Below are 26,387 nucleotides of genomic sequence, written 5' to 3' on the forward strand. Positions count from 1 at the left end.
TCACCATCGTCGGCCAGAGGAGGTAGACATGACTATGTTTCAAGTGAGCAGCGAGGCTGCAACCAGTGCCCCGCGGGCCCAACTGTATCTTGATGACCTTCATGTCGGACAACGCTTTACCAGCCGGACGCACAGGCTGGACGAAGGGCAGATTAAGGCATTCGCGGTTCAATTTGATCCGCAGCCCTTTCACACGGACAAGCAAGCCGCTGAGCGCACGTTTTTCAAGGGCTTGGCGGCGAGCGGTTGGCACACCGCCGCGATCACGATGCGGCTGAATGTCGAGAGTGGTCCGCCACTCGCCGGCGGCTTCGTCGGCGCCGGGGGAGAGTTGAGTTGGCCGGCACCGACCCGCCCTGGAGACGTACTCCATGTTGAGAGCGAAGTCGTTGAAGTCACGTCATCGCGCTCGCGACCCGATCGCGGCACGATAGTCCTTCTCAGCCGGACGATAAACCAGCGCGGCGAGGTCGTTCTGATTCAGAAGGCCAAGCTTGTTGTACCGCGCAAAGTCGCAGCGTGAGGCAAGCTCGGTTTGCAACATAGACAATCGGGCAACATTCGAGATGTCGCTTATCTCGCGACAGCGGTTTCCCGGATCCCGGGCCGAGCAAGTTGAGGCCAACTCTGTAGGAGCGTGTCTTGGAAATCCATCATGATCAGCCGGCCGCTGTGAGCCGATATGGATTGGCGGATTACGGTTTCGAAGGAATGCTGTCATCTTCGGCGGATCGAGGTTGGTCCGGCCTGTCGGCCCAACTGTGTCGAACCGTTCGCAAAGGGGTGATCCCATGGAGGACCCCACAATCCGATATCAGGATTTGCGTTGATACCCACGGCAATGGGGCGCTGGTCACGCGGCGGGCTCCAGGCGTCGAAAGCCGGGTAATCGCAAGGCGAGGTACAGTTTGGCTCTCTCCTCCTGGTTTGCAGGAAGGTTCGGTTGATATCGCCGAAGATCTGACGGGGATTTTGCATATTTATCTTCCGGTCAGCCACTTCTCGCCGAGCAATTTCGAAGTCGATGTCGACCCGGCCGCAGTCAGCGCGCTATCCTACGAAAGAGCATTCGAAGATCCACTTTTGGCCGAGATCGGATTTGCGATTGCATCGGAGCTCCAAAGTGAAACCTCCGCCGGCGGCCTGCTCATTGGAGCCCTCGCATCCAGTCTGGCGGCGAGGCTGGTTCAAAAATATGTCACCGCATCTTCCGCTCAATCCTTTCCTCGCCACACCGTTCAAGGGCTCGATCGGCGCAAACTCTTGCGTGTGCTGGATTACATAGAAGCGAACCTGGAAGGCGATCTTAGCTTAGAGCGCATGGCATCCATTGCTTGTCTGAGCCGATACCACTTTGCCCGTGCCTTCAAGCAAGCCGTCGGGCAACCTCCTCATCGCTACGTAAGCGCCAAGCGCCTTGACCGCGCGAAGGCCTTGTTGATGCAGGGTCAGCGATCTTTGGTGGATATTGCACTGTCGCTAAGCTTTTCCGACCAAGCCAGTTTCACACGCGCATTCAGGCAAGCAACGGGTCAGGCACCCGGCCAATATCGTCGGGAGCTTGGATCGCGGGAGCCGGTAAAGTCACTGACTGTCATTAGGCAACCGTTCGCGAGTTTGGCCTGACTCTGCAGGTCACAACCGTATCAGGCTTCAAGACCGGTGGCGTCGTAGGGCTGCGCTCAACAGCGACAGATGACAATACGACAGCATGTGACGCAAAGCATGCAGCCCATCGCTTAGCGGCGAGTTCGAAGCAAAGTGCTGGCAATTCCCATCGAATGCGCTCACGGGGCGCCATGAATGGTCCATGCAGTAAACGATCCCGCGTATCCTTCCATAGTTTGGAAGGACAGCTCCCGACTTTTCTGTGTTGCGGCAAAGTCGCCTAGCGTCGATATCGGACGGCAGGACGACTAAGGAGTTCGATGATGAGTATCATAGATGCGACGACGTTGTCAGGTTTCGCTCGCAAGACGGCTGAGTCAGCATCCGACTTCGCCAGCGTCGTTCACGACCTGATCATGGACGTGCGCGACAGCTACCGACCCGAACGGCACTACATGCGCGGCCCCGCCCCGAAATGGCGGACCAAGCATCAACCCTGGCAAAGCTTCGGTTCTGAAGCCGTATCGCCAGCCGGGCACCCCCAGATGTCGCCGGCATATGTACGCCGTCGCGATGCAGATAAGCCAACCCAATAGCCGGCCGAGGTTCCGCCATCATGTTCGTGATACCGGTGTTCCTGCTTGCTGCTTCGCTCTCGATCAGACTGGCGAAAGTCTCGAGGACTAGGTCGTCGGAGCGGGCCCGCCTCTCCCATCGAGCCTCTGATCACGCTCGTTGGGCCGAAATCCGAGGTTGGATGCTGCTCGTTGGCGCCGGTCTTTGCATCGTATTGGTGGCTATGCTGAGCGGTTCGGTGCATGCCGGCGTCGCCCTCGAAGTGCGCAAACTGCCGATGACGTTCACCTGGGTCGATTGCCAGCCGAATTGCCGGGGCTGGGTCAGCGCGGTCGGTATAGTGACCGCCGGCAGTCCAATGGAATTTGATGAATTCGCCCGCGGCCGACAGCTCGGCGGCGCGACGATCGTGCTGGACTCCAGCGGCGGCTCGGTCAACGACTCGATCGCGCTCGGAAGGCGGTTCCGGGAGCTCGGGATGGTGACCACCGTCGGGGCGACCGAAAGCGCGCGCGGCAAGCGCGCCCACGTGTCGCCGGAGGCTTATTGCGAGTCCATGTGCGCTTTTCTGCTGCTGTCAGGCAAGTTGCGCTACTTGCCGGAACAGGCGCATGTCCGTGTGCATCAGATCTGGATGGGCGACCGCGCTGACAATGCGCGGGCCGCGAGCTACAGCGCAAATGATCTGATGATCGTGGAGCGCGATATCGGACGTCTCGCCAAGTACACCTTCGACATGGGCGGCACGGGTGATCTGCTGGCACTATCGCTGAACGTGCCGCCGTGGGAAACTTTACATGAACTGTCTCGGGAGGAATTGCGGCTGACCAATCTCGTCAATACCGACATGGTTGCTCAGCTGGGTAGCCCCAACGCAGCGGGGGTCGAGCTGCCGCCCAAATCGGTACGGGGTCGGTTCGTAAGCACGGCGGCGGCGTCTGCTGGGCAAGAGTAGCGGCTAGCCTTTCGAAGGTACTGCCTCCGGTTATCTCGAAGGGCACCGCAGTTTCCTCTGAGTCGACCAATGATGGCCGCGCGGTTCCGAAGGAGGGTTGTGCGCTGAAGCCGACGAACAGGAATTCGCGTTAGCAGCAATCGCTCTGCAAGTACCTCAATCGCGCTGGCGCAGCAGCACGCCTGGTTCGCTAGACCATCGCGATGTCCACGCCAACGCCATTGTCCCAATTCCCGACCGGGTTCGCCACGCCGGCGTCGATCGTCGACGCGCTGAAGGCAGAAGCCGGTGATTCACCAAAAGCACGCGCGAGCTTTGCGAGGGGCCGATGCGTCCGCGGCACGTATGTCCCATCGGGTCGGGCGGAGGAGATTACGAGATCCCTGAGCTTCACGAGACCATCACGCGTGCTGGCGCGTTTCTCGGTGGGTGGCGGCAATCCGAAAGTGGCGGATGCCGACAAACTTGTGCTGCGCGGCTTCAGTTTCAGGCTCGGGGCCGTTGATCAGCGCTCGGACATTCTCACACAAAGCGCTCCGGTTCATTATGCGAGGACGCTCGACCAGATGTTGGCGTTCCTCAAGGCGCGCACTCCGGGACCGAACGGAGGGCCGGATCTGGAGAACGTCAGGGCATTCTCCGTTGCCAATCCTGAAACGCTGCATCAGGCAAGCTACATCGCTGCGCATCCGCCGCGCGGGAGCTTTGCCGGCACGACCTATTGGGGCGTGCACTCCTTTCCCGCAACGAATTCAAGAGGCGAGACGCGCTTCATCAAGTTCAAGGTCGTTCCGGTCGGCGGGAACGTTACGCTGACGGAGGAGGAGGCCAGGATGAAGCCTGCCGACTTCCTGCACGACGATCTCGAAAACCGGATTCGTGCAGGCGATATCCGCTTCAGCGTGATGGCGCTGCTCGACCGTCCCGGCGACCCCACCATGGACGTAACGATCCGATGGCCTAACGAGGACCGCTGCGAGGAGGTGCGGCTGGGAACGATCGTCATCACCGGTATCGAGCCAAACGAAGCGTGCGATGCAATCATGTTCGATCCAGCGAATCTCACTGAAGGTATCGGACATCCGCCAGATGAGATCTTTGCGGCACGCCACGCCGCCTGCACCATCTCATTCGCGAAACGCCGCTGAATGAGATGCCTGGCCTACCGGGGCATGCCTCGCCCTCGGGAACGCCGCGCACTCCGCGGCGCCACGCCTCCGGGCTGGTTGCCGACCAAGGCTCCCTCGTAAAGTGGCTTTGATTGGCGAACCCGGCCGATATCGCGTTCTCCCTCAGCGGCAGGTCACAGCAGTGAAGTCGGATTGTATCGCTCGCTCGCGATGCTGTTGAGCGGTATCTGATAGCCGCGCACAATCGTCCTGCACCGGATTGGCGTCCGTGACACCAAGCCCGTTATCGTGCTCAAGAATGTCAGCGCTGTTGTCCGTCCGTGACAATGCGCGGAGCATTTATACGTGCCGCCTTCGATATCGGCAAACGGCCGCTCGTCGCATTTGACCGCGACTTTGGTCGCAGGCAGGTGGGTTGGAGCAGGTTTAGGCAAAACACGGCCGCTTTGGGATAGACTCCGTACCTGCACAGCGCCTAGAACGCGTGCCGAACGTTCGATCAAGGTGCCCCCCTCAACGGCGAGGACAGGCCCATGAGCAAGCAGGTTCTGCGCGTTCTTTCGCAAGAGCATCAGCCAGACATTTCCCGGGCGCAGCAGCGCGATTTGCCGATCGGCGAGCGTCCTCACGCCGATGCGGAAATGACGCGCGTGCTCAAGACCAAGCCCGTTCGCATGGCCTCAGACCCGTCCAGCGGCGCGATCACCTTTTGGAAACACGATCCCCTGCACGACGTCGTCGCGCCCATGGCCGATCACGTCATCATGAGCTTCCCCGCCGGGCCGGTGCGGTTCGAGCGCCGTAACGGGAAAGAATTTGTGAATGGAATGACGCGTCCCGGGACCGTGACGGTCATTCCGGCCGGTTCGAGCTCGCGATGGGACATATACCAGCCTCTGAATGTCGTTCAGCTCTACCTGCCGCACACGACGCTCCAGCGCGTTGCCCACGAAGCCGATGTAGCCGCTCCTGCCGACCTTGTGGAGCGAACGGTTCATCCCGACCCCGTTACATCCCGGTTGCTCCTCAGTGCTGCGGATGCACTTGAAGGCAGCGCGGCGCTGGATTCGCTGTTCAGGCATCAGCTGACGGATCTTCTCGCCACGCGCCTCCTGGCGGCGCACGTCGGTTCACCCACAACGTTCCAGCCGGTCATGGGCGGGCTGTCGCCCAAGGTGCTAAGTCGCGCCATCGAACGCTTGCGTTCGGATAGCGATTCCGACGTATCGCTTGCCGCGCTGGCGGCGGATGCGGGCCTATCGCGCTTCCACTTCTGCCGCGCGTTCAAGGAAAGCACCGGGCTGTCGCCGCATGCCTGGCTGCGCCAGCACCGGCTTGAGCAGGCCATGAACATGCTGCGCGATCCTGACGCGTCAGTCGTCTCGATCGCAGCCGCGCTTGGCTATTCCTCACAGACTGCCTTCGCTGCGGCATTCAGGAAGCTGACCGGCGAGACCCCGAGCGATTGGCGGCGACGCATCCGGTGAACATGTTTTGCCGACGCCAACTTGGTGAATGGCAAATGCAAGGGTCGTTACGCGGATGGCATGAACGACGGGCGGCCGTAACGGGGGAAACGACAATGCTTCCGAGCATGGGGTGGATAGTTTCGGCAACAATGGCATCACCGATTTCAAGTGCAGCGTCGAAAGGTAACAGGCGATGAAGACGTTTCTCAGCATCGGCGCGGGCCCCGGGATGGGTTTCGCGACCGCCGAACGCTTTGCCAAGGAAGGTTTCCAAATAATCTTGGCCGCTCGGAGCGTCGCCAAGACGCAAGAGCTGGCCGAAAGGCTGACATCAAAAGGGTACAAGGCTGACGTTCGCAAAGTGGACTCGAGCGATCCGAACAGCGTCGCGGAACTGGTCGCTGAAGTTCAGAGACAGCACGGCTCGATCGACGTCCTGCACTACAACGCTGCATCCAAGCGCAAGGCGACCCTCTCTGAACAGCCGCGCGACAGCTTCAATGGTGATCTCGCCGTGAACATCGGCGGAGCGCTCGTCGCCGCTCAGGCGGTCGCCCCGAAGATGGAAGAGCAAAAGTCGGGTTCGATCCTGCTGACGGGAGGTGGCTTCGCACTCGCTCCCAGCCCGGACTATCTCTCGATCAGCATCGGCAAGGCCGGCATTCGCGCTTTGGCTCACGCGCTTTTCGAACCGTTCCGCGAAAAGGGAATTCACGTCGCGACAGTAACTGTCTCCACGTTCGTTTCCCCGGAATCGAAGGAGGCCTCTTCGGTGGCCGAACATTTCTGGCATCTGTACAGCCAGCCAAAGGACTCCTGGACCGTCGAAGCGAACTACGCCCCCGCGAGTGCATGACCAGCAAAGCGATTCCAGGTGCTTTCGACAACACCATAAGGGAGGTCAACCATGAAGATCGTTGTGATCGGCGGTACCGGCCTGATCGGCTCGAAGACCGTCGCCATTCTGCGCCAGCGCGGCCACGAAGTCCTTGCCGCCTCGCCCAACAACGGCGTCAACACCATCACCGGCGAGGGGCTCAAAGAGGCCATGGCCGGCACGCAGGTGGTGATCGACCTCGCCAATTCGCCCTCTTTCGAGGACAAGGCGGTGCTGGAGTTCTTCGAGACCTCGGGCCGCAACCTGCTCGCGGCGGAGGCCGCAGCGGACGTCCGGCACCATGTCGCACTATCAATCGTCGCAATCGACCGGACAGACAATGGCTATTTCCGCGCCAAGGTCGCCCAGGAGAAACTGATCGAGGCCTCCGGCATCCCATACACCATCGTCCGCTCGACCCAGTTCCTGGAATTCGTCCGCGGCATCGCAGATTCAAGTGCGGACGGAAACATAGTCAGGCTCCCGCCCATCCTGTTTCAGCCCATTGCGGCGGATGACGTTGCTGCCAACGTTGCGGATGTGGCACTCGCGCCACCGCGCAATGGCATCGTCGAGATCGCCGGCCCGGAACGAGCGCCGTTCAACGAAATCATCGCCCGCTATCTAAAGGCGGTTGGCGACCCGCGCGAGGTCGTGAGCGATCCCGAGGCTCGATACTGGGGCGGTCCGGTTGAAGAGCACTCGCTCGTGCCGTTGGGCGAGGCGCGCCTCGGCCGCATCGGTCTCGACGAATGGCTTCGCCGCTCACAGGCAGCCGCCTGATCCCGCATCGGAGGTACGCCCGGTCTGTCACGAGCGTCCCGGGCAACGAACGAAAGAGGCGACCATGACGATCAAACTCGCTGCGTTGGTTCTTCTGTGCCTGATGACCGGCACGGCGGTGGCCCAGGAGCCCAAGGTCACGCCACTCATGTCCAAGGATCTTCCTGAGAATCCCGGCAGGGAAGCACTGATGATCACAGTCGAGCATGCGCCCGGCGGATCGAGCGCTATCCATAGACACAATGCGCATGCCTTTGTGTACGTGCTGGAGGGCTCCGTCGTGATGCAGCTGAAGGGTGGCCAAGAGGTCACACTGACACCAGGACAGAGCTTCTATGAAGGTCCTGATGACGTTCATGTCGTCGACCGGAACGCAAGCGGCACCCAGCCGGCGAAATTCCTGGTGCTCTTGATCAAGGACAAGGGCGCCCCGGCACTCGTGCCCGCACAGTGACTGTTACGGCAACCCAAGTACGTGAAAGGTGGGGCGAACAACAGGAGACAAACATGAGCCTAGACTACACCTCGCATACCTCACATCCCGGTCAACCGGGGCATGACGAGCTGGTTCCGTCGCGCTACGCGCTGCGGGTCGGCGAGATAGACGTGCTGGTGATCAGCGATGGCGTGCTATTGCTGCCAGGCGCGATGTTGGCGCACAACGCCGAGCCGGCGGTCCGGGCGGCCTGGCTGAAGGACAATTTCCTGCCGCCGGACGCGTTCGACTGGGCGCTGAACGTCGTGGTGGTGCGTAGCGGCGGCCGGACCATACTCGTCGACGCCGGGATGGGAACGGAGTTTCCGGACCTTGAGAAGTCCGGTCACGTGATCCATCGACTGGAAGCCGCCGGAATCGATCTCCCATCCGTGACCGACGTGGTGTTGACCCACATGCACATGGACCACGTTGGCGGGCTGCTCATCGACGGGGTGAAGGAGCGGCTGCGTCCCGACCTGCGAATCCACGTGGCGGCCGCCGAGGTCAAGTTCTGGGAGGCGCCCGATTTCTCCCGCGTCTCCATGCCGCCGGGCTTCCCGGATGCGCTTCGGAAGACGGCAAAGCAGTTCGTAGCCGAGTACGGCAGCAAGTTGCGGACGTTCGAGGATGAGTACGAGGTGGCGCCGGGAGTGGTCGTCACGCGCACCGGCGGCCATACGCCCGGGCACAGCATCGTTCGCGTGACCTCCGGCGGCGACCGGCTAACATTCGCCGGCGACCTCGTGTTCACGGTCGGGTTCGAACACCCCGACTGGTTCAACGGCTTCGAACACGACCCCGAGGAGGCGGTCCGCGTTCGTACCAGTCTGTTGCGGGAGCTGGCGGCGAACGGCAGCCTGCTGGTGGCCACCCACATGCCGTTCCCGTCCGTCGGCCATGTGGCGGTCGCCGGCGACGCCTTTCGTTTTGTACCGGTCCCCTGGGACTACTGACCGCTTGTTGGGTTAGGGCCGAACCAGACGACGTGCGCCGCATTGAAAAAGTATGATTGTCCGACAAATCAGAGCCCGCCGGTTCACGCTGGCGGGCCAAGCCGCGGCCCCGGATTTTCTACGCTGCACCGGCGCCAATAAGCTATCTCCAAGCCTCGGGGACAGTCAGCTAGGGGGCGCCACTATGTGCCGAGTGTTGGTTCCTAACCACAGAGCGGATACGGGGGATGTGCTTCGCAGGTTTCGTCAATGCCTGAGCCCTCCGTAACCCGCATTCTCCGACGGCGAGAGCGAGACGTTGTGATCCAGTTCACGCGATCGGGAAAAGTGGCAAATCAGCCGCTCCAGACTGGCGGACCTTTTCACAAATTTGGCGCAATACTTGGCTAACATCTCTGCATTGCCACCAGTCCATTTTTTGAGCATTGCCATGAACGGATTTGGATTGCGCTTAGGCGCCGTAGCGCTGTTGTTGGGCCTGGCAATATGGACGACGCTTGGTCCGCCGAAACAAACCGTCGCTCGTATCAACATCGTTCACGCACATTAGAGTTCTCTCGTCAGGGTCCAAAAATTGGACTCTGTAATATCACTGTCATGAACTCTTTCCCGGTTTCGCAGTTCTGAGTATGGTGCCTTGAGGCTAGTACAGGGTTGCGTAGATGACGGAACACACTCAATTGGCAAACACACCACGCGAACGTTTCCTTGAAGCGGCGCAAAAAGAGATGATCGACTTCGAGCGGAAAGAACGAGAGTTTCGAAAGAAAGCAAAGCAGGAGCGAGCCGCAGAACTGCGACTACCACTCCACAAGTCAGAACTTCACAGCTAGGCGGGGCCCTGGAACGTAGCGCCAGAGAGCTGTCGCTAAGTCAATCCAGCGACGGCTCATGTTCACCGGGGTCGGCTCAACGCGCAATGCACATAGTGGGAAGTTGCAGCCGGTTCACGCTGGCAGGCCACTTGCAAGCACGCACCGCCTAAGCCAGGCGGCTGTCCGAACGACCGACTTTCCACCCGCCAAAGTCATCGGGGAGGGAGCTGGCCAAGCTCTCCAGATTTGATTGCTCTTCGGTCAAGCGCTTTTGGACAAACTGCCGTTCAAGTTCTGTCAGGCTCGTTTTCAATAAGTTGCGATAGCGTTGAATATTACTGCGATGCGTACGCAATCGAGCCAACTGTTGATCAATCATCTATCGTCGTCCTTTGACGAATGGGGTTTATTTCCTTTGTTTTGACGCAACGCCTGTCAGAGCGGAGTATATTCGCTCGGCGACATTGGTATTTCCCCGGTCGGCTGCTGAAATGCCGGCTAGCTAACCCTGCCGCAGGTTTGTGACGCTTTGATTACAGCGCGCCGAAGGTCGAAGACCCGTTGAGAATCCCAACCTGTGACTAGGCGTTGTTCTTTGGCCTTGAGTCGAGGAGTCTCGGCAAAGGCGGCATCTGCTGGTGGGAAGCATCGGTCGGCTCGTCGGAAGATGACTCAACTTCCTTCGCCTTCTGTCCGCTGACAAGGACACCAACAAAGCCGGCGACCACCAGCAAGGTTCCTGCGATCATCAGCCAATGTGGTAATCCCAACGATGCTACCATGAGCCTCGCCGATGCTCCGTTCTCTTGCCCGGAGGCAACGGGGCGCGGTGAGGTCAGTTCCTAGGGCATTCGTCGCTGTCGCGGTGACCGTAAACCTGACAGCTTGAAATTCGCTATCGGACAGGCAACGTCCATCACCTTAACAGGCGGCGTCGATAACCTTGGGTGGCTCGGCCACTTCCCTGATCCTTGTCGGGAATTTGCGCGGGGTCGTGCCGTATGTTGTCTATCGGGAAGACAACGCTACCTGAGACGATGACGATGCGATATGCAACGTTCGATTCCCGGCATTGTTTTGGAAACAATCGCGACCGCGGCGATGATCGTTCTCCTGCTGTACATCCTATTCGGCCCGCCAACTTAGGCCGCATTCATGCGGCAACCTTGTCTTCCTTGTCTGCGCCTCTGGCGACGATCCTGATCGCATTGTCCGGCAACGGCCGCTGCAGCGCCTTGGCCTCATCCCATGGCGCGCGCATCCATACATCGCGCTCCTCATCCGTCATCAGGATGACAGGCATAGCCTTCGGATGGATCGGCTGGACCACGGCGTTCGGCGACGTGGTGAGAAAGCCGTAGACGTTATGAGGGCCGGGGATCGGCTTCGATTTTGTGCCACGATCGCCCTTGAACTCGGTCCAGATGCCCGCGAAGCAGGTCATCGGCCGATCGTCGTTGATCGCGAACCAGACAACATCTTTTTTCTTGGTCTCCGGGTTCGGCTCCGGCGCGTATTCAGCGAAGCTGTTGAACGGCACCAGACAGCGGTACTCCGGCTTCAGCCAACCGCGCCAATGCGGCGAGGAGGTGTTGCGGATGTTGGTCACTGGCGGGCCACCAGTGCGCGGTGGCGGCGGCATGCCCCACCGCATCATGACCAACTCGCGCTCGGTCCCTGCATTGCGAACGACCGGTGCGGGATAATCGGGAAACACGCCCGGCATCGGCGCGAGGTTGCCGACATAGCGGTTCATCACGCGGAACAGTGCGCGGATGGCTTCTTGGTTCGTCGTGATGCTGTAGAGATTGCACATTTGTCGAAGTCGCCGCGATACTCGCCGCTAGTCTCTGCTGTGATGTAGGTCCCTTAGCTTGCGCATGTAGTAGCCCTGCGTCTGAAGAGCTGACCTGATCTCATCACTGACTTTGACAACCCGCTTCTTACTTTTGCGCCAGCTTCCCAGCGCCGCGACGGGAGGGATGGGACATCCCTTCTTCACAACGAGCAGATCACGTCTGGTGTTCAAATATACATCCATATGCCTGACTCCTAAAAAACGGCTGACCTTATCGCTTGGTGAGCAGAGCAGGGGTTACTCAAAGGCAACACCGAGCCATCGTTGTGCGCCCTCCTAGTTTTACCGTTGGCAGGAGCGCAGCGACGCGCTTGACCAAGGTAGTGCGGCACAGGCCCGATGAGCAGCTAGGTCTCGTGTATTGCTCAGAGGCTCAGGTGACGCTGTAATTGCCATCCATGAGCACCAAGACACGCGAGGTCATCTGGGGTAGCCGGATCATGGGCGCGGATATGCGCGCCCAAACAGCCCGCCAAGAGGCTAGGAAGGCTGCCCGTGCGGCGGATCGCGCCGAGGCGGAAGCATTGGTCGGTCCGCATGGAAGGCTATGGTGGTCCGGCCCAGCCGTCTCCGACGATAAGCCAATGCCTCAATGGTGGTTACGGCTGGCTGGAGATCGAGTGTTGTCGATGCAAGACAAGGGCGAGCCTGCCTTTGGATGCGATCCGCAGGGCGCGTGATACGCCGATCTGGAAGCTAGAGCCGTCGTTCCGCTGCCGATCCTGCGGCACGCGCCGCTACAAGCCGCCGGTTCGGATGATCAAGTTGACCGAGCGGCGGGAGATTACTCCGTACAAGTGGGTGCATCCTGATGAAGAACGCTGAGCCACATCGCAAGGAAAAGCGGACGCCGCTTGCACTATCGCGGCCTTTGGATCGTCCATCATGACATTCGACGCGCTCGGCCAGAAACAATCGTTGAAAGAGCAACTGGTTGGCACCTGGACACTGCTTTCGTGGGAGCAGAGAAAAGGTGATGGCACCAAGGTCGAGCGTTATGGGACAAGCCCGAAGGGCATCGCTTTCTTTGATGCGGGTGGGCGATACATCATCACCGTGATGCGAGCAGATCGCGCCAAATACGCGAGCAGTGCCCTATGGCAGGGCACCCCTGACGAAAACAAAGAAACAGCCGACGGCACGATCACATACTTCGGGACATATTCGATAAGCGAGGCAGATAGCAGCATCGCAATTCACGTCGTTGGCAGTTCCTTTCCAAACTGGAATGGGACAGACCAGAAGCGTTTTGTCGCGATTGCCGGAGAACAGTTGACACTGACTGTTCGTCCATCGGACGGCGACGTAGTTGACGTGATTTGGAAGCGTGCGAATTGATTGAACCTGCCAAGTCGCCTGTTGGCTCGAAACGGACATCGCTCCCGTCCTCTCCGAGGTCCGTTGTTGGGGGTAAAGCGGACCTTGTGCGGTCGCCAGCCGAGGTCGCCTTTTGACCCGGAGCGGACGACAGATCAGAGTTGTGCTTGAGGGTGCTCGGATCGCTTCTGCGGTAAGCACCTGATCATCCGTTGAGTAGGTGATGCGCCTGCTCGCGCGGCTGCGAGGGTGATTGCGAGCCCGACATCGCCCTGCCTGCGCTGCAGTTCCTCAAGATCGCGTGAACGTTGAATATCAGGGTTGTTGCAATGCCGACACGGCCAGGGCGCGTCAGCTTTGGTATACATTCGAAACCGCGAACGAGTTGGGTCGGGGTGGTCAGCTGTGGAAAAACATAGCAACGACCGGCCTTGCGCGAAGCTGTTCAGTACTTGGTCTGCTGTTGCTTTGCTCGTGCGTGGCGGCACTGCCGCCGCCACGCCTCAGAGCCTCTACATCTCGGGGGGTGTTATTGGCCTTGTCGGCACACTTGCGGCCCGCGCTGCTCAAGATGATGCAGTCGTTTTGGCCTGTACGGCGAGAAACGGCTATCCGAAAGCAAGGTGGCAAGGCTCTTGAGAGTGTCGAGTTGTCCCGTGCAATCACGAGACAACCGCGAACCGAGGCCGCGCGGACTTGCCCCGGAACTTAGACGCGCATGAAATACGTCATCGCCTCGCTGTTCGGCGCGTTGCTACTGTTCGGTTTCATCGCCTTCGCTGGCGCTGGCCACGGGTGGATCGCGGGCGCGTTCAGTTGCCTGCCATTGGCTCCTATCTCGTTTGCCGCTTGGCTCAACGCACTGCGCACTATACCTTCACTCCATATTGCTAATGGACTGCTTGTTACCGCAGGCGTCGTGCTCGCGGGTACTGCATATGCAACGCTATCCGAAGGCACGCACTACTTCCTTAATTATTGGCGCTTGCAAGGTCCCCTAGCCGGGTCGGTTATCGCTCTCATCTATTTCAACTGGGTCTTCGCTGGCGGGCTCACGTGGTGGCGCCGCCGCGCAGAAACTTAGCTTTGCATCGAGCCCGTCCTGACCGCGACCCTGATCACAAGTTCGCAAAGAAGGGTTTCGCCGCTGTGGCGCACCATTGGTTCGGCGCGCTGCTCAAGATGATGCAGTCGTTTCGGCCCTGTATGGCGAGAAACGGCTATCCGAAAGCAAGGTGGCAGGCTCTTGAGAGTGTCGAGTTGTTCCGCCGCCTTCCTGCCGCCGATGCGCTGCTCGCGGCGAGGCAGCGGCGCGGCTAGGCGACTGGCCGGTCCGTCAGTAGCACTGCATCACGGTCCAGCATCGATCAAAGCGCCCAGCCGCAACATCCTCTTTGCGAGCACAGACATACAGCCTTCCGACGTCGCCCCACTCCATCCCGACTTCGATGTCGCTGTCGATCTGCAGAACGAGCTGCCAGCCATCGGCGCGCTCCGGAGGGTCGCCGGCGAATCTTGCGCATTCCGCTTCGACTGGGTCTTGAATGGACCACGCCGTGCCACCGACCTGATGAACGGCTTCACCGTGGCCGAACATGTCGGGATATTGCGTGTAAAGGCGCTCCCAGAACTGACGATACGCGTCGTGTTGCGCATCGCTCCAGCCCGGCCAATTGTGCTGCGTGATGAAAGCGGCGTGCGGAGGCAAGAGCCATGCTGTCGGGCGTAAGATGCGCGGCTTGAATGCCCAACCTCTCGGCATCAGTTCTCGCGCGACCGGCTCATTGAACTGCGGAGGGACTGGCTTGCGCTCCAGGCGCTCGACGGGTTGGTGCGTGAAGATCACCCGCGCGCGCGCCTGATCCTCTGCTTCCCCCCACGGCCAATCGAACTCATCACAAAAGAACAGTAGCCGTCCGGTAGCGGGGAAGTCGTCCAAGGCGCACACGGCGTGCAGTTCGGCAAAGTCGACCTGCGCGACGAAACTCAGCGGCCATTCGCGATTGCGCACTTCGGCTTCGACTTGGTGCGAGCGCTCCCAGCGCTGAACCACTTGCTTCCATTGCCGGCTGCGGAAGAGCCGATGAAGCCAATGGTAGCGACCAAGCAGGATGTGCCCCGGTGGCGGTCCGGCTACCAATCTCCGTCGCGGCGGGAAGGGCGGTCGCAACGGCCAATCCACATCCGCCGGCATGTCAGGCTGGCCGCCAAGGCGGCATGCACCGATGGGTGTTACGTCTTCGGCGATCGGGCCTGGGACGAGAAGAATGCAACGTCTCGCCAAGTCGGCGAGCCGTGGTGCCCATTCTGCCAGCCCGGCACCGCGCAGGGCCGCTTCCAGTTCGGGCCGGTTGGACCACTGAGGTAGCTCCGCCGCGCTTGCTCTCGCCGCCGTGACAAGCTGCACGCTCCTCGCATGCTGCTTGGCGTGCGAGCGAAGCATGAGCGGTTGGAGGACCCGCATCACTTGAGTCACCAGCCCGAAAACAATGATCGCAAAGACGATGGTGCTGACGTCGGGCCCCAGGTCACCGACGATATGCTCGATCACCCAGACGGCGACGAAGGCCACCGCCATGCAGCCGACCACATAGGCAATCAGGAGCGCGATAAAGACGGACAAACGCATCGGCTCGGGCTCGTTAGCGGCACTCGACCCGAGCGCCTAGCATCGAAGTCTCAACGTGGCAGGATCATATGGCTTAAAAGAGCGGCGATAGTACGGTGCGCGCCGAACTATCGATTGCCGGTCTTGTTGGCTATGAGATGCTCAAGTTCAGCGATCAGTGCGGCCGCGCTATATCGGTCATTTGCACTCGTTCTGATCACCCATATTCGACTTTTCGTGTGAAAAGTACGTTCCAACTCATTGCTGCACATCGTTGGCCGCTGAGATGGCAGTTTCAGTAGTTGTAGCAAGCCAAGCCAGCGATGTCGCCTATTGGCACTTTTCAGACGTGTCGCGATGTCCAACGTGGGTCCGGCATGCGCACTAGAGCGGACATCGCCTAAACTCTTCGGGGGCCGGGGGGAGGTCCGAAAAAAGACGGTCCCAGCATATTCCGGCGCGGCGGCGCTCGGAGTATGTTGGAACTGGGTAGGAACATTCGCGAGGACAAAACTCGTGGCCAAAGAGCCTCCCACACTCACGGTGATCGACTTGGCATCGAAGCCAAATCCGCTCGCACCGCCGCCCGGCTTGGGCGAATCGGGCGCGAAGCTCTGGCACGCCATCCACGCAGACTACGTCATCGACGACGCGGGTGGACTGGCAATGTTGGCCCAGATTTGCGCCGCTGCCGACCGAGTTGCCGAATATGCGTCAACCATCGCGCGCGACGGTCCGACCATCCGCACCAAGGCGGGGCTGAAAGATCACCCGCTTCTGCGGCACGAACTCGCCGCGCAATCTTTCATCGTGAGGTCGCTGCACCGCCGCGGGCTCGACATCGAGCCCGCGCGTCATGAGATCGGCCGCCCGGCCGGACCCTACAGAGGTGAAGCATGACCACCATCGTCCGGCGCAAGCGCGCATCGCGCAGTTCAATCGGCCCTTACCGCCGTCACGAACTCCTCACGGGTCGAATCGTGTACCCGGTGCAAGGCTATACCGGGTACGGTGACGGCATTGGCACGGACCTGACGGCCTTCATCAGCGACGAGATGCGCGCCGACTGGGCGGCCAACCGCGATGAGCTGATGGCATTCTGGCGGTCGGGTCGCCCGGATACATTCCCCGACAGCCTGCCATGGTTGTGTCTCGGTGGCGGCGACGGCTCGCTGCCATGGGCGGTGGTGCTTCTGGAAGAATGTGAACGATGAACAACACCCTCTTGTCAATTTCTTACGCGATTGTGCCAAGTTTATCTGAGCCCATCAGTTCCTGTAGCGACATAGAATAGTAATTCCAGCGTGGCAGATATAGCCCAGTCCCTTTTCCGAAATTGTCGAGAAGGGTTGCTACATGATTTAGGCTTGGCAAAGCGAGCATCGGTGCAATCTGCTGGAAATAACTCGCGGACCGTGCGCGCGCGAAAATTTCAAATGGTGCCGACCGACTGCCCGTATAAACTAATGTCACCGGATACCATCGATTGTGTGTTCCTTGCGCTACCGCGTCAGCCGCATCGCGGATAAACAGAACAAAGTCGGCTTGCATGAGTTCTGCAAAGTCAACTGCTGACCCATTAGATCGCGCCTTGAGCATGTCTGCGCGTACTGACGTCCGACCTAGCGAAAGACGTTTGTTTCGTATCTGGTCCAGCGACCCGGTGCCTTGTTGTAGAATTGAAAGCGCCTGAACAGACTCGTGCGAGAACTGGCTCAGATTCCCGAGGTAGAAGCCGCCTCGCACAACCTCATCAACACTCGAATAGCACTGATGTTTAATGAATAGCGCGACTGTATAAAGAAATAGCTCGTGGACAATGAATCGATAATTGTCGAACCAGTGCTCATGATAGGAATGCATGCTCGGTGGAGGGTAATAATAAGAAAGTGAACGCTCAAAAAAACGTTTGACGGTCGCAATATGTTGGGGTTTCGGGTTGTGACGCGCCAGTACGCCCATCACGTGTATGAATTCATCCCGGTAGGGCAGGAAGGCGGCGACTGAATCGACTACCGCCTGATCAAACGGCTGAGGACTGTTATCATCGAGCCGCAGGCTCTCAAAATTCTCGGAAAGCGCCTCCAGATAATCGGCAAGCGCGGCGTTACTTACATCCGAACTTTTTTGTAGTTGGTCAATTGCCCGTCTTGCTTTCGATCTTGTCGGCAACAGAACGGTTTTCTCATCGAGGAATGCTGGCGGCTTTCCGACTTGGGGTTTTGGATACGCGGGCTTGTTGAATATCCACCTTAGGAGTTGCTCGAAATTCTCCGAGAAAATTTCTTCCTTGCTCAAATCGATGTAGAGACGAGCTTGATAGAACGTAGGAACATAGGCTTTCCCCTCCGCGTCAGTCTCAGATATCACGCACACGAACTTGTTCTGATCTCGAACCTTTTTGTAGATTTGCGGGGTGATGATTTGCGTCTCCGTGCCGACGCCGCCTTGTCGCCCATCGGCCTTTTCCGCGTACTGTTTATCAGAGACTACAATTACCTTCTCGATGCTTTTGTCGGTAACAATTCGCTCCATGAACGCAATTGCATCGTCACCCTCTTTCAGATCCCATTTGTCAAAAATGACATCGACCCCGTTCTCTCGAAGCTGCGTTGCGAGATCAAGAACCCACTGTTGATGGTCGGGGGAAGTCCAACTGTAGGAGATAAACGTTCTGGGGGCGGCCATTCAAATCGTTCCTGCGAATCGGGAGATCCCACGGTGGCACAATGCAGGGTAGTAAGATGAGGGTTGTGGCCGTTGTCCCGGATATTCACAGGGCTGCGGGTCGAGAAGGTGATCGAGACCGGCAAAGCGCTGTTGACCGAAGCCAAGGGACTGGGCGGGGGACGCTGACACAGAAATCGCCGCTCACTGCGCGCGGGCATCAGGGCGTCTTAGTATCCCGGTCCTTGATCTGCTTTAACGCACCGGGTGGCAGAGTGTTGAACATCTCGGCAATTCGTTTTTGCGTTGCTATACGCCGCTCTATCACCAGATTGATAAGCTGAAGCAGCGCTAGGGCCGTTCCTGCGTCGTCACTGAGATCGATCTTGCCCGGATGCACGGCGTTGTTGCCGACAACCCGCACGACGTCGAGCGCTTGTTGTATTTCCACTTCCAATCCCTTTTGAACCAACGAAGCAATATCGGCATTGATGTCCTTACCGCTTTCACCGAGGTCAAGCATCAGCTTTTGAATGATCAACCGCGACAGAGCTGCCGATCCCCTTGGCGATGTTTCAGCAATCGCCGCAGCCTCCACGAAGTCATCCTTTACGTTAGCCGGAATATCTGGATGGGGCTCGATCTTTAGCGAGTGTACTGGCCACGCCAACTTATCTTTTATCCAGACGGCAACTGCATCGCACGCATGGCAGCGGCTTAGATACATGTTCATCATTCGCAGGCGAGGGCTTAGGTAATCCTTGACTTCAAAAGTTACTTCATTCCTCTTAAACCGGTTGAGTAGCGCGTCCGCCCTATTCTGTTCTTCGAGGTCCGATCTTTTCTGCTTTGCAAATTGTTCAACGATAGGAAGCGAAAAAACGAACGGCTTTTCCTTTCGTTCGAATTCATTCAAATTTACCTGAAACCAGAACTGATGGGCCAATGCGCCGCAGTGCGGGCAGGTATAAGAATCTAGACCAAGCTGTGGCGCAACTTCCTTGCCTGCCATTCCGCGCTCCTTTCTTGCGAATCGGGAGCCTTCACGGTGGCACAATGCAGGGTAGCAATACGAGGGTCGGGACGTTTGTCTCGGCTATTCACAGGGCTACTGTGATCACCTTGGGGGGCGAAATGGGATTCTTGAGAAGGCTATTCGGCTTTGAGCAAAGGCTAACAGCCTTGCGCCCAGGGCGCGGCTGGGTCGTGCCGGTGGTTGGTGAATCGCGCTATCAAGACGTGCTTCAGATGCTCTATCGAAAGAACGGCGGTTCTGGCCACGACATCAAGGTGAGCGCCGCGTTAGTCCCCGAGAATGACAATGCTGCCGATCCTAACGCTGTGCGGGTCGAGATCGAATCTCGCGGCGTTGGCTATCTCCCGCGTGAGATGGCTTTGGAGTACAGAGCGGCGCTGGGAGAAAGCAGCGGCCAATGCAGCGCCAAAATTGTTGGCGGCTTCGAGCTGGATGGTGGCTCTTCGGCGCATTTTGGCGTGAAGCTGAATCTCGCCTGGCCGCCGCGTATGAAATGACGAAAGCTGGCGCTGGCATCAGCCCGCCCCACCACGCAGCGGCGCGGTGTCATCAATGGTGCCAATGCCCCTGCAAGTTTGGCATACCCCATTATCCGAGACGTTCTTATTCTGGCTGCTGCATACTGGGTAAGCCAGCCAATCCTTTTTGCTTCGTTCCAGATTTCCATTTGCCCGTCACATGCGACGCATAAGCACTTCCCTTTGCAAACGGGGCACAGGACGATTGCCATGCTACTTCCTGCTTCCAATCGTGACCCTGCCGACGTTCCGGCCGCCCGCGTCATAGACGGTCGTCGTGTTGCCGCTGGTGGACTCGCGGCTGATCACCTTACCTCGCGCATCGGTCGAAGACCGGCCAACGACATTGCCGCGAGAGTCGTAGGACATGAGCTGTTGCGCCGACGCTGCGCCGGTCATTATCGCGAGCGCCAGTAGGATCTTGGGGGTAGGGTTTGGCATCCGGTCATTGTAGCAGAGCGCGGGTTGACGACAAACCCGCGCTCCGCCGTCGTCTGCTTACTTCGTCAACCGCAACAGGATCGCGGCGTGCATGGCCCGCGCACAGGCCGCGTAGGTGCGCGATTTCAGTTGGACATTATCGTTGAGCAGATCGGAAACAAGATCGCCCGGCGCGATGTCCGTGCAATTCCAGACCAGCGTGCAGGCGCGCGAGATCGAGATCGAATGAGGCTCGTAGTTGACCTCGTATTCGACCACGGGCTCCGCTTCGCCCGGCTTCCAGTTGAGGAATTGGTCAACAGCATTGCTGAAGGTTTCCCGGACATGACCAGGCGCGTGGCCGTGTCGCAGGCGTGCATTATGGACGGTCATTTTCAGTCTCCCGAAACAAGAGGAGACCTTTGGGCTAGGCCCCGATCACGCTCGCCTTAACCCGCAAGGTCGGAAAACTCCCTTGCCTTGCCTTGCCGCGCGATGGTGCAAGCACCAGTGAGGTAGCCTGAGATCGGGTCGGCCCCTCGATCCTTCAAGTCTATGGCGCTCTACAGCGTCGTCAACCGGGCTATATGTCAGGCTGTCATAGGTTTTTGAAAATATTTTCTTGATGGGGCTTTACCGCGCCGTCAATTCTCGAAGTGACACCACGGTGGACACACCAATCTCATCACATTGAATAATAAAGCATTTTTGTGCCCATACTCTCCCTTGCGCAGGGAAGGCCGGAATGCTCCCGCTGCCCTGTATGCTCGTGTGCAGTTTTGTTTGCGCAAATCGCACGCGAGACCGCGGGTGCAGCAAGCACCCGGTCTTCCCTGCGCCCTCCAAACAAGAGGAGGGCAAAGAAGATGCAAAGCTCGGGCGTAACGCGCCGCGAGAATGCGGGCCCACACCCTGATGCTCTTTGAAAAGTAGATCCGCCAGAGGCGGAATAGCCATCCGCTTGTAGAGTAATGCCGGAGCTTGGCTGGATAGACCAGCTTCCTGGGTGTCACTTGCCGATATAGGCGGCCAGCTCATCAGGCGTTCCCATAGGAAAGGACTGTTTTAGATAGTCGAGGAATGCCGCCACCCGAGCGCTCAGTAGCCGCCTGGATGGGTAGAGCGTCCACAAGGTAATCTCGGGTCCATCGATATCCCCCCAGTGTACCAGCGTGCCGCCGGCTAAATCGTGGCTCACGAGCGACAAGGGGAGACGGCCAGCGCCGACGCCCGCTCGCACCGCATCCCGAACCATGATGAGTGATGACAGCGCGAGGACAGGCTCGACCGCGATTGTCGATCGGCCAGCAGGCGTCTTTACGTTCCAGGCCAGTCGATCACCGGCCGAGCGCACGACGGCAGGAGCAGCAAGATCTCCGGCCGGTCGGACGAGGTCGGGACTTGCCACGACCAGCAGCCGATCGCGCAGGAAGACTCGTCCAACCAAGCTATCATCTGGATCCGGATTGACCCGGATCACCAGATCAAATCCCTCCTCGATCATGTCGACCGCACGGTCTTCCGTCGTGACCTCGAGCCTCACCTCCGGATACTTCAGGGCGAACCCCGCGGCGATCTTTCCCATGGCTGTTTGAGAGAAAAGCAGCGGGGCACTGATCCGCAACCTGCCTCGCGGCCTTTCACCGCCCGAGGCGATCGCCGCCGCCGTCTCTTCGAGTTCGGTGAGCAAAAGGCCCGCTCGCTCGAACAGCGCACGTCCTTCCTCGGTGAGCTTCAGTGTGCGTCCCCCGCGTTCGAACAGACGCAGGTTGAGGGCGGCCTCCAGTTCCGAGACCCGGCGGGACAACGTTGCCTTTGGGCGTCCCGCAGCTCGCGCGGCGCGCCCAAACCCTCCATGCCGGGCGACAAGATTGAAATCAGCGAGAGCAAGCAGGTCCATATGTTCCACCAATGAGACAGTATGTCCAAATATAACGTCTATCGGTCCAAAGGTGGATCACTAATTTGCAGGGTGTCTTTTGACCCCCAACCGGAGTGATCCCCATGACCATCCTCGTTACCGGCGCCACTGGCCGTGTCGGCCGCCAAGTCGTCCAGCAACTCGTCAAGCGCGGCGCCGACCTGCGCGTCCTCGTCCGCGATCACTCGAAGGCCAACTTTCCGGCCAGTGTGGAGGTTGTGCAGGGCGACCTGCTCGATATCGACTCGCTGCGCACTGCGTTCACCGGCGTCAGCACGTTGTTCCTGCTCAATGCGGTGGCGGGAGACGAATTCACCCAAGCGCTCATCGCGCTGAACATTGCCCGCGAGTCAGGCGTCGAGCGGGTGGTCTATCTGTCGGTGATCCACAGCGATCACTTCGTGAACGTGCCGCACTTCGCGGTGAAATCCGGCGCCGAGCGAATGATCGAACGGATGGGCTTCAGCGCCACGATCCTGCGTCCAGCCTACTTCATCGACAATGAGCTCATGATTAAAGACGTCATCTTCAACTACGGCGTCTATCCGATGCCGATCGGCAGCAAGGGTGTTGCCATGGTTGACGCCCGCGACATTGCCGAGGTCGCAGCGATCGAGCTGATCCGTCGCGAGCAGGCTCCGGGCAAGCTGCCGATCGAAACCATCAATCTGGTCGGCCCTGATACGCTGACGGGTTCGGACGTGGCCGCGATCTGGTCAGACGTCCTGGGTCGCCCGGTTGCCTATGGCGGCGATGATCCCACCGCGTTCGAGCAGAATCTGGCGAAATTCATGCCGAAGTGGATGGCGTATGAAATGCGCCTGATGGCCGAGCGCTATGTCAGCGACGGCATGATCCCGGAGGCCGGCGACGTCGAACGTCTGACCAAGATCCTGGGCCGCCCGCTGCACTCCTATCGCAACTTCGCGACCGAGATCGCCTCCGCGGCCTGAGGACCGAGCAACCAAACTCCGACCACAAGCAAGCGCAGCCCGGGTGAGCGCAGCGATACCCGGGACCGCCCCCGCTGACCCGAAAAGCGGTCGTTCCTGCCGCGCATCTCGAACATCGAAAAAATCTGCAGAACGATGTCGGTTTCCGACAAGCTCGTTCGTCCTCCCGATGAGCGCCAAAAGGGGCCGGCTCAAACAAGGTGACAGACGATGCGGGTTATGGTGTTCGCGAAAGCCACTGAGGACAGCGAAAAGGGCGTGCCCCCCACGGCCGAGGCGTTCGAGGCGATGGACCGGTTCACCGAGGAGCTGGTCAAGGCCGGCGTCCTGGTGGCCGGCGCCGGCCTCATGCCCAGCGCCCAGGCCAAGCGCATCGCCTTCGATGGTCCCGGCCGCACGGTCATCGACGGGCCGTTCGCCGAGATCCGCGAGATGGTCGCCGGCTTCTCGATCTGGGAGGTCAAGGACATGGACGAGGCCGTGGCCTGGGCGAAGCGCTGCCCCAATCCCATACCGGGCCCGAGCGAGATCGAGATCCGGCCGTTCCTCGAGGCGGCGGATCTGGCCGAATTTCTGACGCCCGAAGAGCTCTCGACGCCCCATGACGGGACGCGCGGGAAACTCGGCGTCGCCTAGGTCGTGAACCCGCAAAATGGAAGCACCAGGATGCGCGTGCTGAATGGCCGAGAATGGTGGGAAGCGGACCTCCGGTTATTGGTCATCGACAAAGCGGCGCGCAGATTGTGTTCAGCCTCACTTCCGCGCAACGTCAGCTAGAAGCTGCGGTGGAGAATTGTAGCATGGCGAAGATCGTCTTCGGAATGAACCTGTCCCTGGACGGCTATGTCGACCATCAGGAATTTGCGCCAGATCCTGTGCTCTTTTGTCACTGGATCGAGCAAGTGCGCGGCGTGACGGGCAGTGTGTACGGCCGCCGCATGTACGAGGTCATGCGCTATTGGGACGAAGACCATCCTGAGTGGACCCCGGAGGAACGCGACTTCGCGGCGGCGTGGCGGCGCCAACCGAAGTGGGTCGTATCACGATCGTTGAAGTCGGTCGGCCCCAATGCCACTCTCGTCGGGGATGACTTCGAGGCGGTGATACGTGAGCTAAAGGCTCAGCTCGTTGGCGAGATTGACGTTTCCGGACCAGACCTGGCAAGAAGCCTAACCGACCTTGGTCTTATTGATGAGTATAAACTCTACCTTCACCCCGTCGTGCTTGGTCGCGGCAAGCCGTTCTTCGCTGGCCCCCGGCCGCCGCTTCGCCTCGTAGCCAGCGATCAAATAGGCGAGGGCGTGATCAGGTTGACGTACGCTCCTGCTTAATCCCACGGCTCAGATTGCGCTATTACAAGGGTGGATTAGCCGGAGGCGTAATCCACCGCCCGAGGAGGAGCCTCGCGATGACCATCACCATTACCGCCTTTGAACGGTCACCCGATGGCGGCAGAGGGCTGGCGCGCGATACGCGCGTTCGCTGGGCGCTTGAGGAAGTGGGCCAACCCTATGAGGTTCGCCTTGTTTCGTTTCGTGCGATGAAGGAGCCCGCGCATCTGGCGCTTCATCCCTTTGGCCAGATTCCGACCTATGAGGAAGGCGATCTCGCGCTGTTCGAGACAGGGGCGATCGTCTTCCATGTCGCCCAGCGCCATGCGGGCCTTCTGCCTGACGATGCCGATGCCCGGGCGCGCGCGATCACCTGGATGTTTGCCGCTGTCAACACGGTCGAGCCGCCGATCCTTGAACTTGCAACCGCCAAGATCCTGGAGAGTGACAGGCCCTGGCATGACGCGCGCTTGCCTCTGGTCGAGGATCGCGTTCGCGACCGGCTGAAACAACTTTCCGCCCGTCTGGGCGATGCCGACTGGCTCGATGGTGCGTTCAGCGCGGGCGATCTGATGATGGTGTCGGTGCTGCTCAGGCTGAAATCATCGGGCATTCTGGATGAATACCCAAACCTGGCAGCCTATCTCGCCCGCGGTGAAGCGCGGCCTGCCTACAAACGGGCTTTCGCCGCTCAACTGGCCGTCAACACCGGCAAGCCGCCGACCGGCTGATGATGTCCGTCCTGGGCGCGAAGTCGTCGCCGCGGAATCTTCCCTCATCGAAGCGCTCGACAAATCTCGCAAACAAAGGCGCAGGAATCAGGTGACGCGGTAAATGCGGTATTCGATCTGGTCTTTTCCGGTGAGGCGGCCCTCGGCCACAAACAGATGCTGGTTGAGCCAGGCGTATTTCGGTGCGCCGGTATCGAAGCGCATTGCCATCCGCATGTAGTGATCTTCAAAGCGCGTGGTGCCGGCCGTCTCGACGGCCTTGGTGAAGGCGTCATTCATCTGCACGAGGCCGGTGTAGTGCAGCAGAATGACGGCGTCGTCATCTGTGATGAATTGGACGCGGACATCGGGCCGACCAAAGCCATCCGAGCCCGGCCGGTACCAGTCGCCGCCCGGCATTGCGATACGCGCCTTGATGCGCGTGCCTTCCAGTGTGCCTTCGCTCATCTCCCAGTAGCTGCGCGCGCCGACGGGTGAGCCGTGCGTCGTCGGCATCGGACCGCGCACGCGCAGACGATATGTCATCTCGAATTCAAGACCAGCCATTGGATCGGCCTTCGTAGTCGGAAATATCGGTCAACGGCCGGGCCGGCGCGCGGGTTCCAGACGTGCCCGTGATGATGACGCGCTTCATGCGCTTCCTTGCGCCCAATCGGCAGGTGCTCCGCTGTCGATATCCGCTTTCCAGCCCTTTCTGCTCCTCGCCGCGGAGGGGCGGCGCGATAGCCGAACTGGATCACGGCTACATATATGCTCCCAATTGTGAAATGGCACACAGACAGGAGCCGTCCAGTCTGGTTGTGTAAGATGAATGGCCGCCGTTGGTGGGGGAATCCCTGCTACGGGGCCGTTCGTTTTCGTTTCAGGAGCATCGTTATGCGCGGCTTTAATCGCACGGCACCTGTGATGTGTGCCTCTCTCATTCTCAAGTCCACCTTGAGCGGGTGAACCAAAGAGGTTTCGCGTGCGCTGATTACCGCGTACAGAGATTTACTGGGCCCCGCCGGCGACGGACGGGGCTTTTCTATTTCTTTTCTCTGCCCACTGCTGTCCGGCGGTGCCCCTGTGAAGAAGGACGCAGGGGTCATGTGGTACTTTTGGCCCGATTTAGCATTTGATGTTGTCAAAGGGCTGGTAGCCGGAAGCGCTTCTATAGCGCTTCAAGCGGTTGCTCCCATGACGCTTCGCGTCTTGAAGCGGTTTCGAGCGCGTTGGTCTGCTCGAAAAGCCGCAAGAAAGGCAGCCCGTAAGGCGGAAAAGCGTATTCCGCCGTCGCCCAGCTCGTCGGAATGAGCTGTGCAAGCAGGGCGGGTCAGGCTTTCACTGACCCGCCCTGCGCTGAAATAGACAAACAGTCTTAGCTTCCATTTGAGGGCGGGACTT

General features: G+C 59.5%; 30 protein-coding genes and 1 pseudogene. 21 read left to right on the top strand and 10 right to left on the bottom strand.

What is annotated here, in order from left to right; genetic code table 11:
* Positions 1-28: 28 nt before the first annotated feature.
* The 11 genes from ACH79_RS29710 (at position 29) to ACH79_RS43230 (ending at position 9,662) form a co-directional block, all read left to right on the top strand.
* Positions 29-523: a MaoC family dehydratase gene (locus tag ACH79_RS29710; RefSeq protein ID WP_161854102.1), complete on the top strand. Its 495-nt coding sequence runs from the start codon at positions 29-31 to the stop codon at positions 521-523.
* Between the two features lie 119 nt (positions 524-642).
* Positions 643-1,626, top strand: coding sequence for a helix-turn-helix domain-containing protein (locus ACH79_RS29715; protein WP_246738192.1), 984 nt, complete (start codon positions 643-645; stop codon positions 1,624-1,626).
* Positions 1,627-1,931: 305 nt separating this feature from the next.
* Entirely contained in the window at positions 1,932-2,204 is a 273-nt protein-coding gene (locus ACH79_RS43225; protein ID WP_202639370.1) for a hypothetical protein, read from the top strand.
* A gap of 161 nt (positions 2,205-2,365) precedes the next feature.
* Positions 2,366-3,139: a hypothetical protein gene (locus tag ACH79_RS29720; protein WP_371419295.1), complete on the top strand. Its 774-nt coding sequence runs from the start codon at positions 2,366-2,368 to the stop codon at positions 3,137-3,139.
* Between the two features lie 221 nt (positions 3,140-3,360).
* Positions 3,361-4,287 carry a catalase family peroxidase gene (locus ACH79_RS29725; RefSeq protein WP_161856643.1) on the top strand — a complete coding sequence of 309 codons (927 nt, stop codon included), beginning with the start codon at positions 3,361-3,363 and terminating at the stop codon, positions 4,285-4,287.
* A gap of 515 nt (positions 4,288-4,802) precedes the next feature.
* Complete coding sequence (locus ACH79_RS29730) at positions 4,803-5,756, top strand: AraC family transcriptional regulator (RefSeq protein WP_161854103.1); 954 nt, start codon at positions 4,803-4,805, stop codon at positions 5,754-5,756.
* Between the two features lie 175 nt (positions 5,757-5,931).
* On the top strand, positions 5,932-6,594 hold the full coding sequence (locus ACH79_RS29735) for an SDR family NAD(P)-dependent oxidoreductase (protein WP_161854104.1): 663 nt from the start codon (positions 5,932-5,934) through the stop codon (positions 6,592-6,594).
* Between the two features lie 51 nt (positions 6,595-6,645).
* A complete protein-coding gene (locus tag ACH79_RS29740; RefSeq protein ID WP_161854105.1) occupies positions 6,646-7,398 on the top strand; it encodes an SDR family oxidoreductase in 753 nt (250 codons plus the stop codon).
* 64 nt (positions 7,399-7,462) lie between these two features.
* Positions 7,463-7,852, top strand: coding sequence for a cupin domain-containing protein (locus ACH79_RS29745; protein WP_161854106.1), 390 nt, complete (start codon positions 7,463-7,465; stop codon positions 7,850-7,852).
* A 53-nt stretch (positions 7,853-7,905) separates the two neighbouring features.
* On the top strand, positions 7,906-8,829 hold the full coding sequence (locus ACH79_RS29750; RefSeq protein ID WP_161854107.1) for an MBL fold metallo-hydrolase: 924 nt from the start codon (positions 7,906-7,908) through the stop codon (positions 8,827-8,829).
* Positions 8,830-9,491: 662 nt separating this feature from the next.
* Positions 9,492-9,662 carry a hypothetical protein gene (locus tag ACH79_RS43230; RefSeq protein ID WP_202639063.1) on the top strand — a complete coding sequence of 57 codons (171 nt, stop codon included), beginning with the start codon at positions 9,492-9,494 and terminating at the stop codon, positions 9,660-9,662.
* Between the two features lie 148 nt (positions 9,663-9,810).
* Here ACH79_RS43230 and ACH79_RS29755 read toward each other — a convergent pair whose 3' ends face one another.
* The 3 genes from ACH79_RS29755 to ACH79_RS29765 all read right to left on the bottom strand — a co-directional run bounded on the left by ACH79_RS29755 (position 9,811) and on the right by ACH79_RS29765 (position 11,460).
* A complete protein-coding gene (locus ACH79_RS29755) occupies positions 9,811-10,023 on the bottom strand; it encodes a hypothetical protein (protein WP_161854108.1) in 213 nt (70 codons plus the stop codon).
* A 202-nt stretch (positions 10,024-10,225) separates the two neighbouring features.
* Complete coding sequence (locus ACH79_RS29760) at positions 10,226-10,426, bottom strand: hypothetical protein (protein ID WP_161854109.1); 201 nt, start codon at positions 10,424-10,426, stop codon at positions 10,226-10,228.
* A 371-nt stretch (positions 10,427-10,797) separates the two neighbouring features.
* A complete protein-coding gene (locus ACH79_RS29765) occupies positions 10,798-11,460 on the bottom strand; it encodes an SOS response-associated peptidase (protein WP_161854110.1) in 663 nt (220 codons plus the stop codon).
* A 440-nt stretch (positions 11,461-11,900) separates the two neighbouring features.
* Here ACH79_RS29765 and ACH79_RS29770 point away from each other — a divergent pair.
* The 3 genes and pseudogenes from ACH79_RS29770 (at position 11,901) to ACH79_RS29780 (ending at position 13,903) form a co-directional block, all read left to right on the top strand.
* A pseudogene (locus tag ACH79_RS29770) lies at positions 11,901-12,327 on the top strand (hypothetical protein).
* Between the two features lie 60 nt (positions 12,328-12,387).
* Positions 12,388-12,840: a lipocalin-like domain-containing protein gene (locus ACH79_RS29775; protein ID WP_161854111.1), complete on the top strand. Its 453-nt coding sequence runs from the start codon at positions 12,388-12,390 to the stop codon at positions 12,838-12,840.
* A gap of 697 nt (positions 12,841-13,537) precedes the next feature.
* Entirely contained in the window at positions 13,538-13,903 is a 366-nt protein-coding gene (locus tag ACH79_RS29780) for a hypothetical protein (protein WP_161854112.1), read from the top strand.
* 252 nt (positions 13,904-14,155) lie between these two features.
* On the opposite strand, the gene ACH79_RS29785 is transcribed toward ACH79_RS29780, so the two are convergent.
* Positions 14,156-15,448 (bottom strand): YwqG family protein, encoded by a 1,293-nt coding sequence (locus ACH79_RS29785; protein ID WP_161854113.1) that lies wholly within the window; start codon positions 15,446-15,448, stop codon positions 14,156-14,158.
* A gap of 495 nt (positions 15,449-15,943) precedes the next feature.
* Between ACH79_RS29785 and ACH79_RS29790 the strand changes: the two genes are divergently transcribed.
* On the top strand, positions 15,944-16,327 hold the full coding sequence (locus ACH79_RS29790; protein WP_161854114.1) for a hypothetical protein: 384 nt from the start codon (positions 15,944-15,946) through the stop codon (positions 16,325-16,327).
* Positions 16,324-16,641, top strand: a complete 318-nt coding sequence (locus ACH79_RS29795) for a hypothetical protein (RefSeq protein ID WP_161854115.1) — start codon at positions 16,324-16,326, stop codon at positions 16,639-16,641. The genes ACH79_RS29790 and ACH79_RS29795 overlap by 4 nt, the downstream gene beginning before the upstream one ends.
* A 22-nt stretch (positions 16,642-16,663) precedes the next feature.
* On the opposite strand, the gene ACH79_RS29800 is transcribed toward ACH79_RS29795, so the two are convergent.
* Positions 16,664-18,115 (bottom strand): SEFIR domain-containing protein, encoded by a 1,452-nt coding sequence (locus tag ACH79_RS29800; RefSeq protein ID WP_161854116.1) that lies wholly within the window; start codon positions 18,113-18,115, stop codon positions 16,664-16,666.
* A 199-nt stretch (positions 18,116-18,314) separates the two neighbouring features.
* Positions 18,315-19,106, bottom strand: coding sequence for a DUF4145 domain-containing protein (locus tag ACH79_RS29805; protein ID WP_161854117.1), 792 nt, complete (start codon positions 19,104-19,106; stop codon positions 18,315-18,317).
* Between the two features lie 122 nt (positions 19,107-19,228).
* Here ACH79_RS29805 and ACH79_RS29810 point away from each other — a divergent pair, with 122 nt between their 5' ends.
* On the top strand, positions 19,229-19,627 hold the full coding sequence (locus tag ACH79_RS29810) for an HIRAN domain-containing protein (RefSeq protein ID WP_161854118.1): 399 nt from the start codon (positions 19,229-19,231) through the stop codon (positions 19,625-19,627).
* Positions 19,628-19,861: 234 nt separating this feature from the next.
* Here the strand turns inward: ACH79_RS29810 and ACH79_RS29815 are convergent, their stop codons facing one another.
* The 3 genes from ACH79_RS29815 to ACH79_RS29825 all read right to left on the bottom strand — a co-directional run bounded on the left by ACH79_RS29815 (position 19,862) and on the right by ACH79_RS29825 (position 21,968).
* The gene (locus tag ACH79_RS29815; RefSeq protein WP_161854119.1) at positions 19,862-20,089 is read right to left on the bottom strand and encodes a hypothetical protein; all 228 of its coding nucleotides are present in this window, start codon (positions 20,087-20,089) and stop codon (positions 19,862-19,864) included.
* A gap of 57 nt (positions 20,090-20,146) precedes the next feature.
* Positions 20,147-20,461 carry a hypothetical protein gene (locus ACH79_RS29820; protein ID WP_161854120.1) on the bottom strand — a complete coding sequence of 105 codons (315 nt, stop codon included), beginning with the start codon at positions 20,459-20,461 and terminating at the stop codon, positions 20,147-20,149.
* A 616-nt stretch (positions 20,462-21,077) separates the two neighbouring features.
* Complete coding sequence (locus tag ACH79_RS29825; protein ID WP_161854121.1) at positions 21,078-21,968, bottom strand: LysR family transcriptional regulator; 891 nt, start codon at positions 21,966-21,968, stop codon at positions 21,078-21,080.
* Between the two features lie 104 nt (positions 21,969-22,072).
* On the opposite strand from ACH79_RS29825, the gene ACH79_RS29830 reads away from it, so the two are divergent.
* From ACH79_RS29830 to ACH79_RS29845, 4 genes are all read left to right on the top strand, one after another.
* Positions 22,073-22,942: an SDR family oxidoreductase gene (locus tag ACH79_RS29830; RefSeq protein WP_161854122.1), complete on the top strand. Its 870-nt coding sequence runs from the start codon at positions 22,073-22,075 to the stop codon at positions 22,940-22,942.
* 210 nt (positions 22,943-23,152) lie between these two features.
* Positions 23,153-23,578, top strand: coding sequence for a YciI family protein (locus ACH79_RS29835; RefSeq protein WP_161854123.1), 426 nt, complete (start codon positions 23,153-23,155; stop codon positions 23,576-23,578).
* Positions 23,579-23,742: 164 nt separating this feature from the next.
* Positions 23,743-24,273 (top strand): dihydrofolate reductase family protein, encoded by a 531-nt coding sequence (locus ACH79_RS29840; RefSeq protein ID WP_161854124.1) that lies wholly within the window; start codon positions 23,743-23,745, stop codon positions 24,271-24,273.
* Positions 24,274-24,350: 77 nt separating this feature from the next.
* On the top strand, positions 24,351-25,004 hold the full coding sequence (locus ACH79_RS29845; protein ID WP_161854125.1) for a glutathione S-transferase family protein: 654 nt from the start codon (positions 24,351-24,353) through the stop codon (positions 25,002-25,004).
* Positions 25,005-25,091: 87 nt separating this feature from the next.
* Here the strand turns inward: ACH79_RS29845 and ACH79_RS29850 are convergent, their stop codons facing one another.
* On the bottom strand, positions 25,092-25,550 hold the full coding sequence (locus ACH79_RS29850; RefSeq protein WP_161854126.1) for a DUF3237 domain-containing protein: 459 nt from the start codon (positions 25,548-25,550) through the stop codon (positions 25,092-25,094).
* Positions 25,551-26,387: the final 837 nt, after the last annotated feature.

Source organism: Bradyrhizobium sp. CCBAU 051011 (assembly GCF_009930815.1).
Taxonomy (GTDB): domain Bacteria; phylum Pseudomonadota; class Alphaproteobacteria; order Rhizobiales; family Xanthobacteraceae; genus Bradyrhizobium.

What these genes read in the sequence shown, in the direction of transcription:
- ACH79_RS29710 (WP_161854102.1), top strand. Translation starts at nt 29, where the DNA reads ATGACTATGTTTCAAGTGAGCAGCGAGGCTGCAACCAGTGCCCCGCGG.
- ACH79_RS43225 (WP_202639370.1), top strand. Translation starts at nt 1,932, where the DNA reads ATGAGTATCATAGATGCGACGACGTTGTCAGGTTTCGCTCGCAAGACG.
- ACH79_RS29720 (WP_371419295.1), top strand. Translation starts at nt 2,366, where the DNA reads ATGCTGCTCGTTGGCGCCGGTCTTTGCATCGTATTGGTGGCTATGCTG.
- ACH79_RS29730 (WP_161854103.1), top strand. Translation starts at nt 4,803, where the DNA reads ATGAGCAAGCAGGTTCTGCGCGTTCTTTCGCAAGAGCATCAGCCAGAC.
- ACH79_RS29735 (WP_161854104.1), top strand. Translation starts at nt 5,932, where the DNA reads ATGAAGACGTTTCTCAGCATCGGCGCGGGCCCCGGGATGGGTTTCGCG.
- ACH79_RS29740 (WP_161854105.1), top strand. Translation starts at nt 6,646, where the DNA reads ATGAAGATCGTTGTGATCGGCGGTACCGGCCTGATCGGCTCGAAGACC.
- ACH79_RS29745 (WP_161854106.1), top strand. Translation starts at nt 7,463, where the DNA reads ATGACGATCAAACTCGCTGCGTTGGTTCTTCTGTGCCTGATGACCGGC.
- ACH79_RS29750 (WP_161854107.1), top strand. Translation starts at nt 7,906, where the DNA reads ATGAGCCTAGACTACACCTCGCATACCTCACATCCCGGTCAACCGGGG.
- ACH79_RS43230 (WP_202639063.1), top strand. Translation starts at nt 9,492, where the DNA reads ATGACGGAACACACTCAATTGGCAAACACACCACGCGAACGTTTCCTT.
- ACH79_RS29755 (WP_161854108.1), bottom strand. Translation starts at nt 10,023, where the DNA reads ATGATTGATCAACAGTTGGCTCGATTGCGTACGCATCGCAGTAATATT.
- ACH79_RS29760 (WP_161854109.1), bottom strand. Translation starts at nt 10,426, where the DNA reads ATGGTAGCATCGTTGGGATTACCACATTGGCTGATGATCGCAGGAACC.
- ACH79_RS29765 (WP_161854110.1), bottom strand. Translation starts at nt 11,460, where the DNA reads ATGTGCAATCTCTACAGCATCACGACGAACCAAGAAGCCATCCGCGCA.
- ACH79_RS29775 (WP_161854111.1), top strand. Translation starts at nt 12,388, where the DNA reads ATGACATTCGACGCGCTCGGCCAGAAACAATCGTTGAAAGAGCAACTG.
- ACH79_RS29780 (WP_161854112.1), top strand. Translation starts at nt 13,538, where the DNA reads ATGAAATACGTCATCGCCTCGCTGTTCGGCGCGTTGCTACTGTTCGGT.
- ACH79_RS29785 (WP_161854113.1), bottom strand. Translation starts at nt 15,448, where the DNA reads ATGCGTTTGTCCGTCTTTATCGCGCTCCTGATTGCCTATGTGGTCGGC.
- ACH79_RS29795 (WP_161854115.1), top strand. Translation starts at nt 16,324, where the DNA reads ATGACCACCATCGTCCGGCGCAAGCGCGCATCGCGCAGTTCAATCGGC.
- ACH79_RS29800 (WP_161854116.1), bottom strand. Translation starts at nt 18,115, where the DNA reads ATGGCCGCCCCCAGAACGTTTATCTCCTACAGTTGGACTTCCCCCGAC.
- ACH79_RS29805 (WP_161854117.1), bottom strand. Translation starts at nt 19,106, where the DNA reads ATGGCAGGCAAGGAAGTTGCGCCACAGCTTGGTCTAGATTCTTATACC.
- ACH79_RS29810 (WP_161854118.1), top strand. Translation starts at nt 19,229, where the DNA reads ATGGGATTCTTGAGAAGGCTATTCGGCTTTGAGCAAAGGCTAACAGCC.
- ACH79_RS29815 (WP_161854119.1), bottom strand. Translation starts at nt 20,089, where the DNA reads ATGCCAAACCCTACCCCCAAGATCCTACTGGCGCTCGCGATAATGACC.
- ACH79_RS29820 (WP_161854120.1), bottom strand. Translation starts at nt 20,461, where the DNA reads ATGACCGTCCATAATGCACGCCTGCGACACGGCCACGCGCCTGGTCAT.
- ACH79_RS29825 (WP_161854121.1), bottom strand. Translation starts at nt 21,968, where the DNA reads ATGGACCTGCTTGCTCTCGCTGATTTCAATCTTGTCGCCCGGCATGGA.
- ACH79_RS29830 (WP_161854122.1), top strand. Translation starts at nt 22,073, where the DNA reads ATGACCATCCTCGTTACCGGCGCCACTGGCCGTGTCGGCCGCCAAGTC.
- ACH79_RS29835 (WP_161854123.1), top strand. Translation starts at nt 23,153, where the DNA reads ATGCGGGTTATGGTGTTCGCGAAAGCCACTGAGGACAGCGAAAAGGGC.
- ACH79_RS29840 (WP_161854124.1), top strand. Translation starts at nt 23,743, where the DNA reads ATGGCGAAGATCGTCTTCGGAATGAACCTGTCCCTGGACGGCTATGTC.
- ACH79_RS29845 (WP_161854125.1), top strand. Translation starts at nt 24,351, where the DNA reads ATGACCATCACCATTACCGCCTTTGAACGGTCACCCGATGGCGGCAGA.
- ACH79_RS29850 (WP_161854126.1), bottom strand. Translation starts at nt 25,550, where the DNA reads ATGGCTGGTCTTGAATTCGAGATGACATATCGTCTGCGCGTGCGCGGT.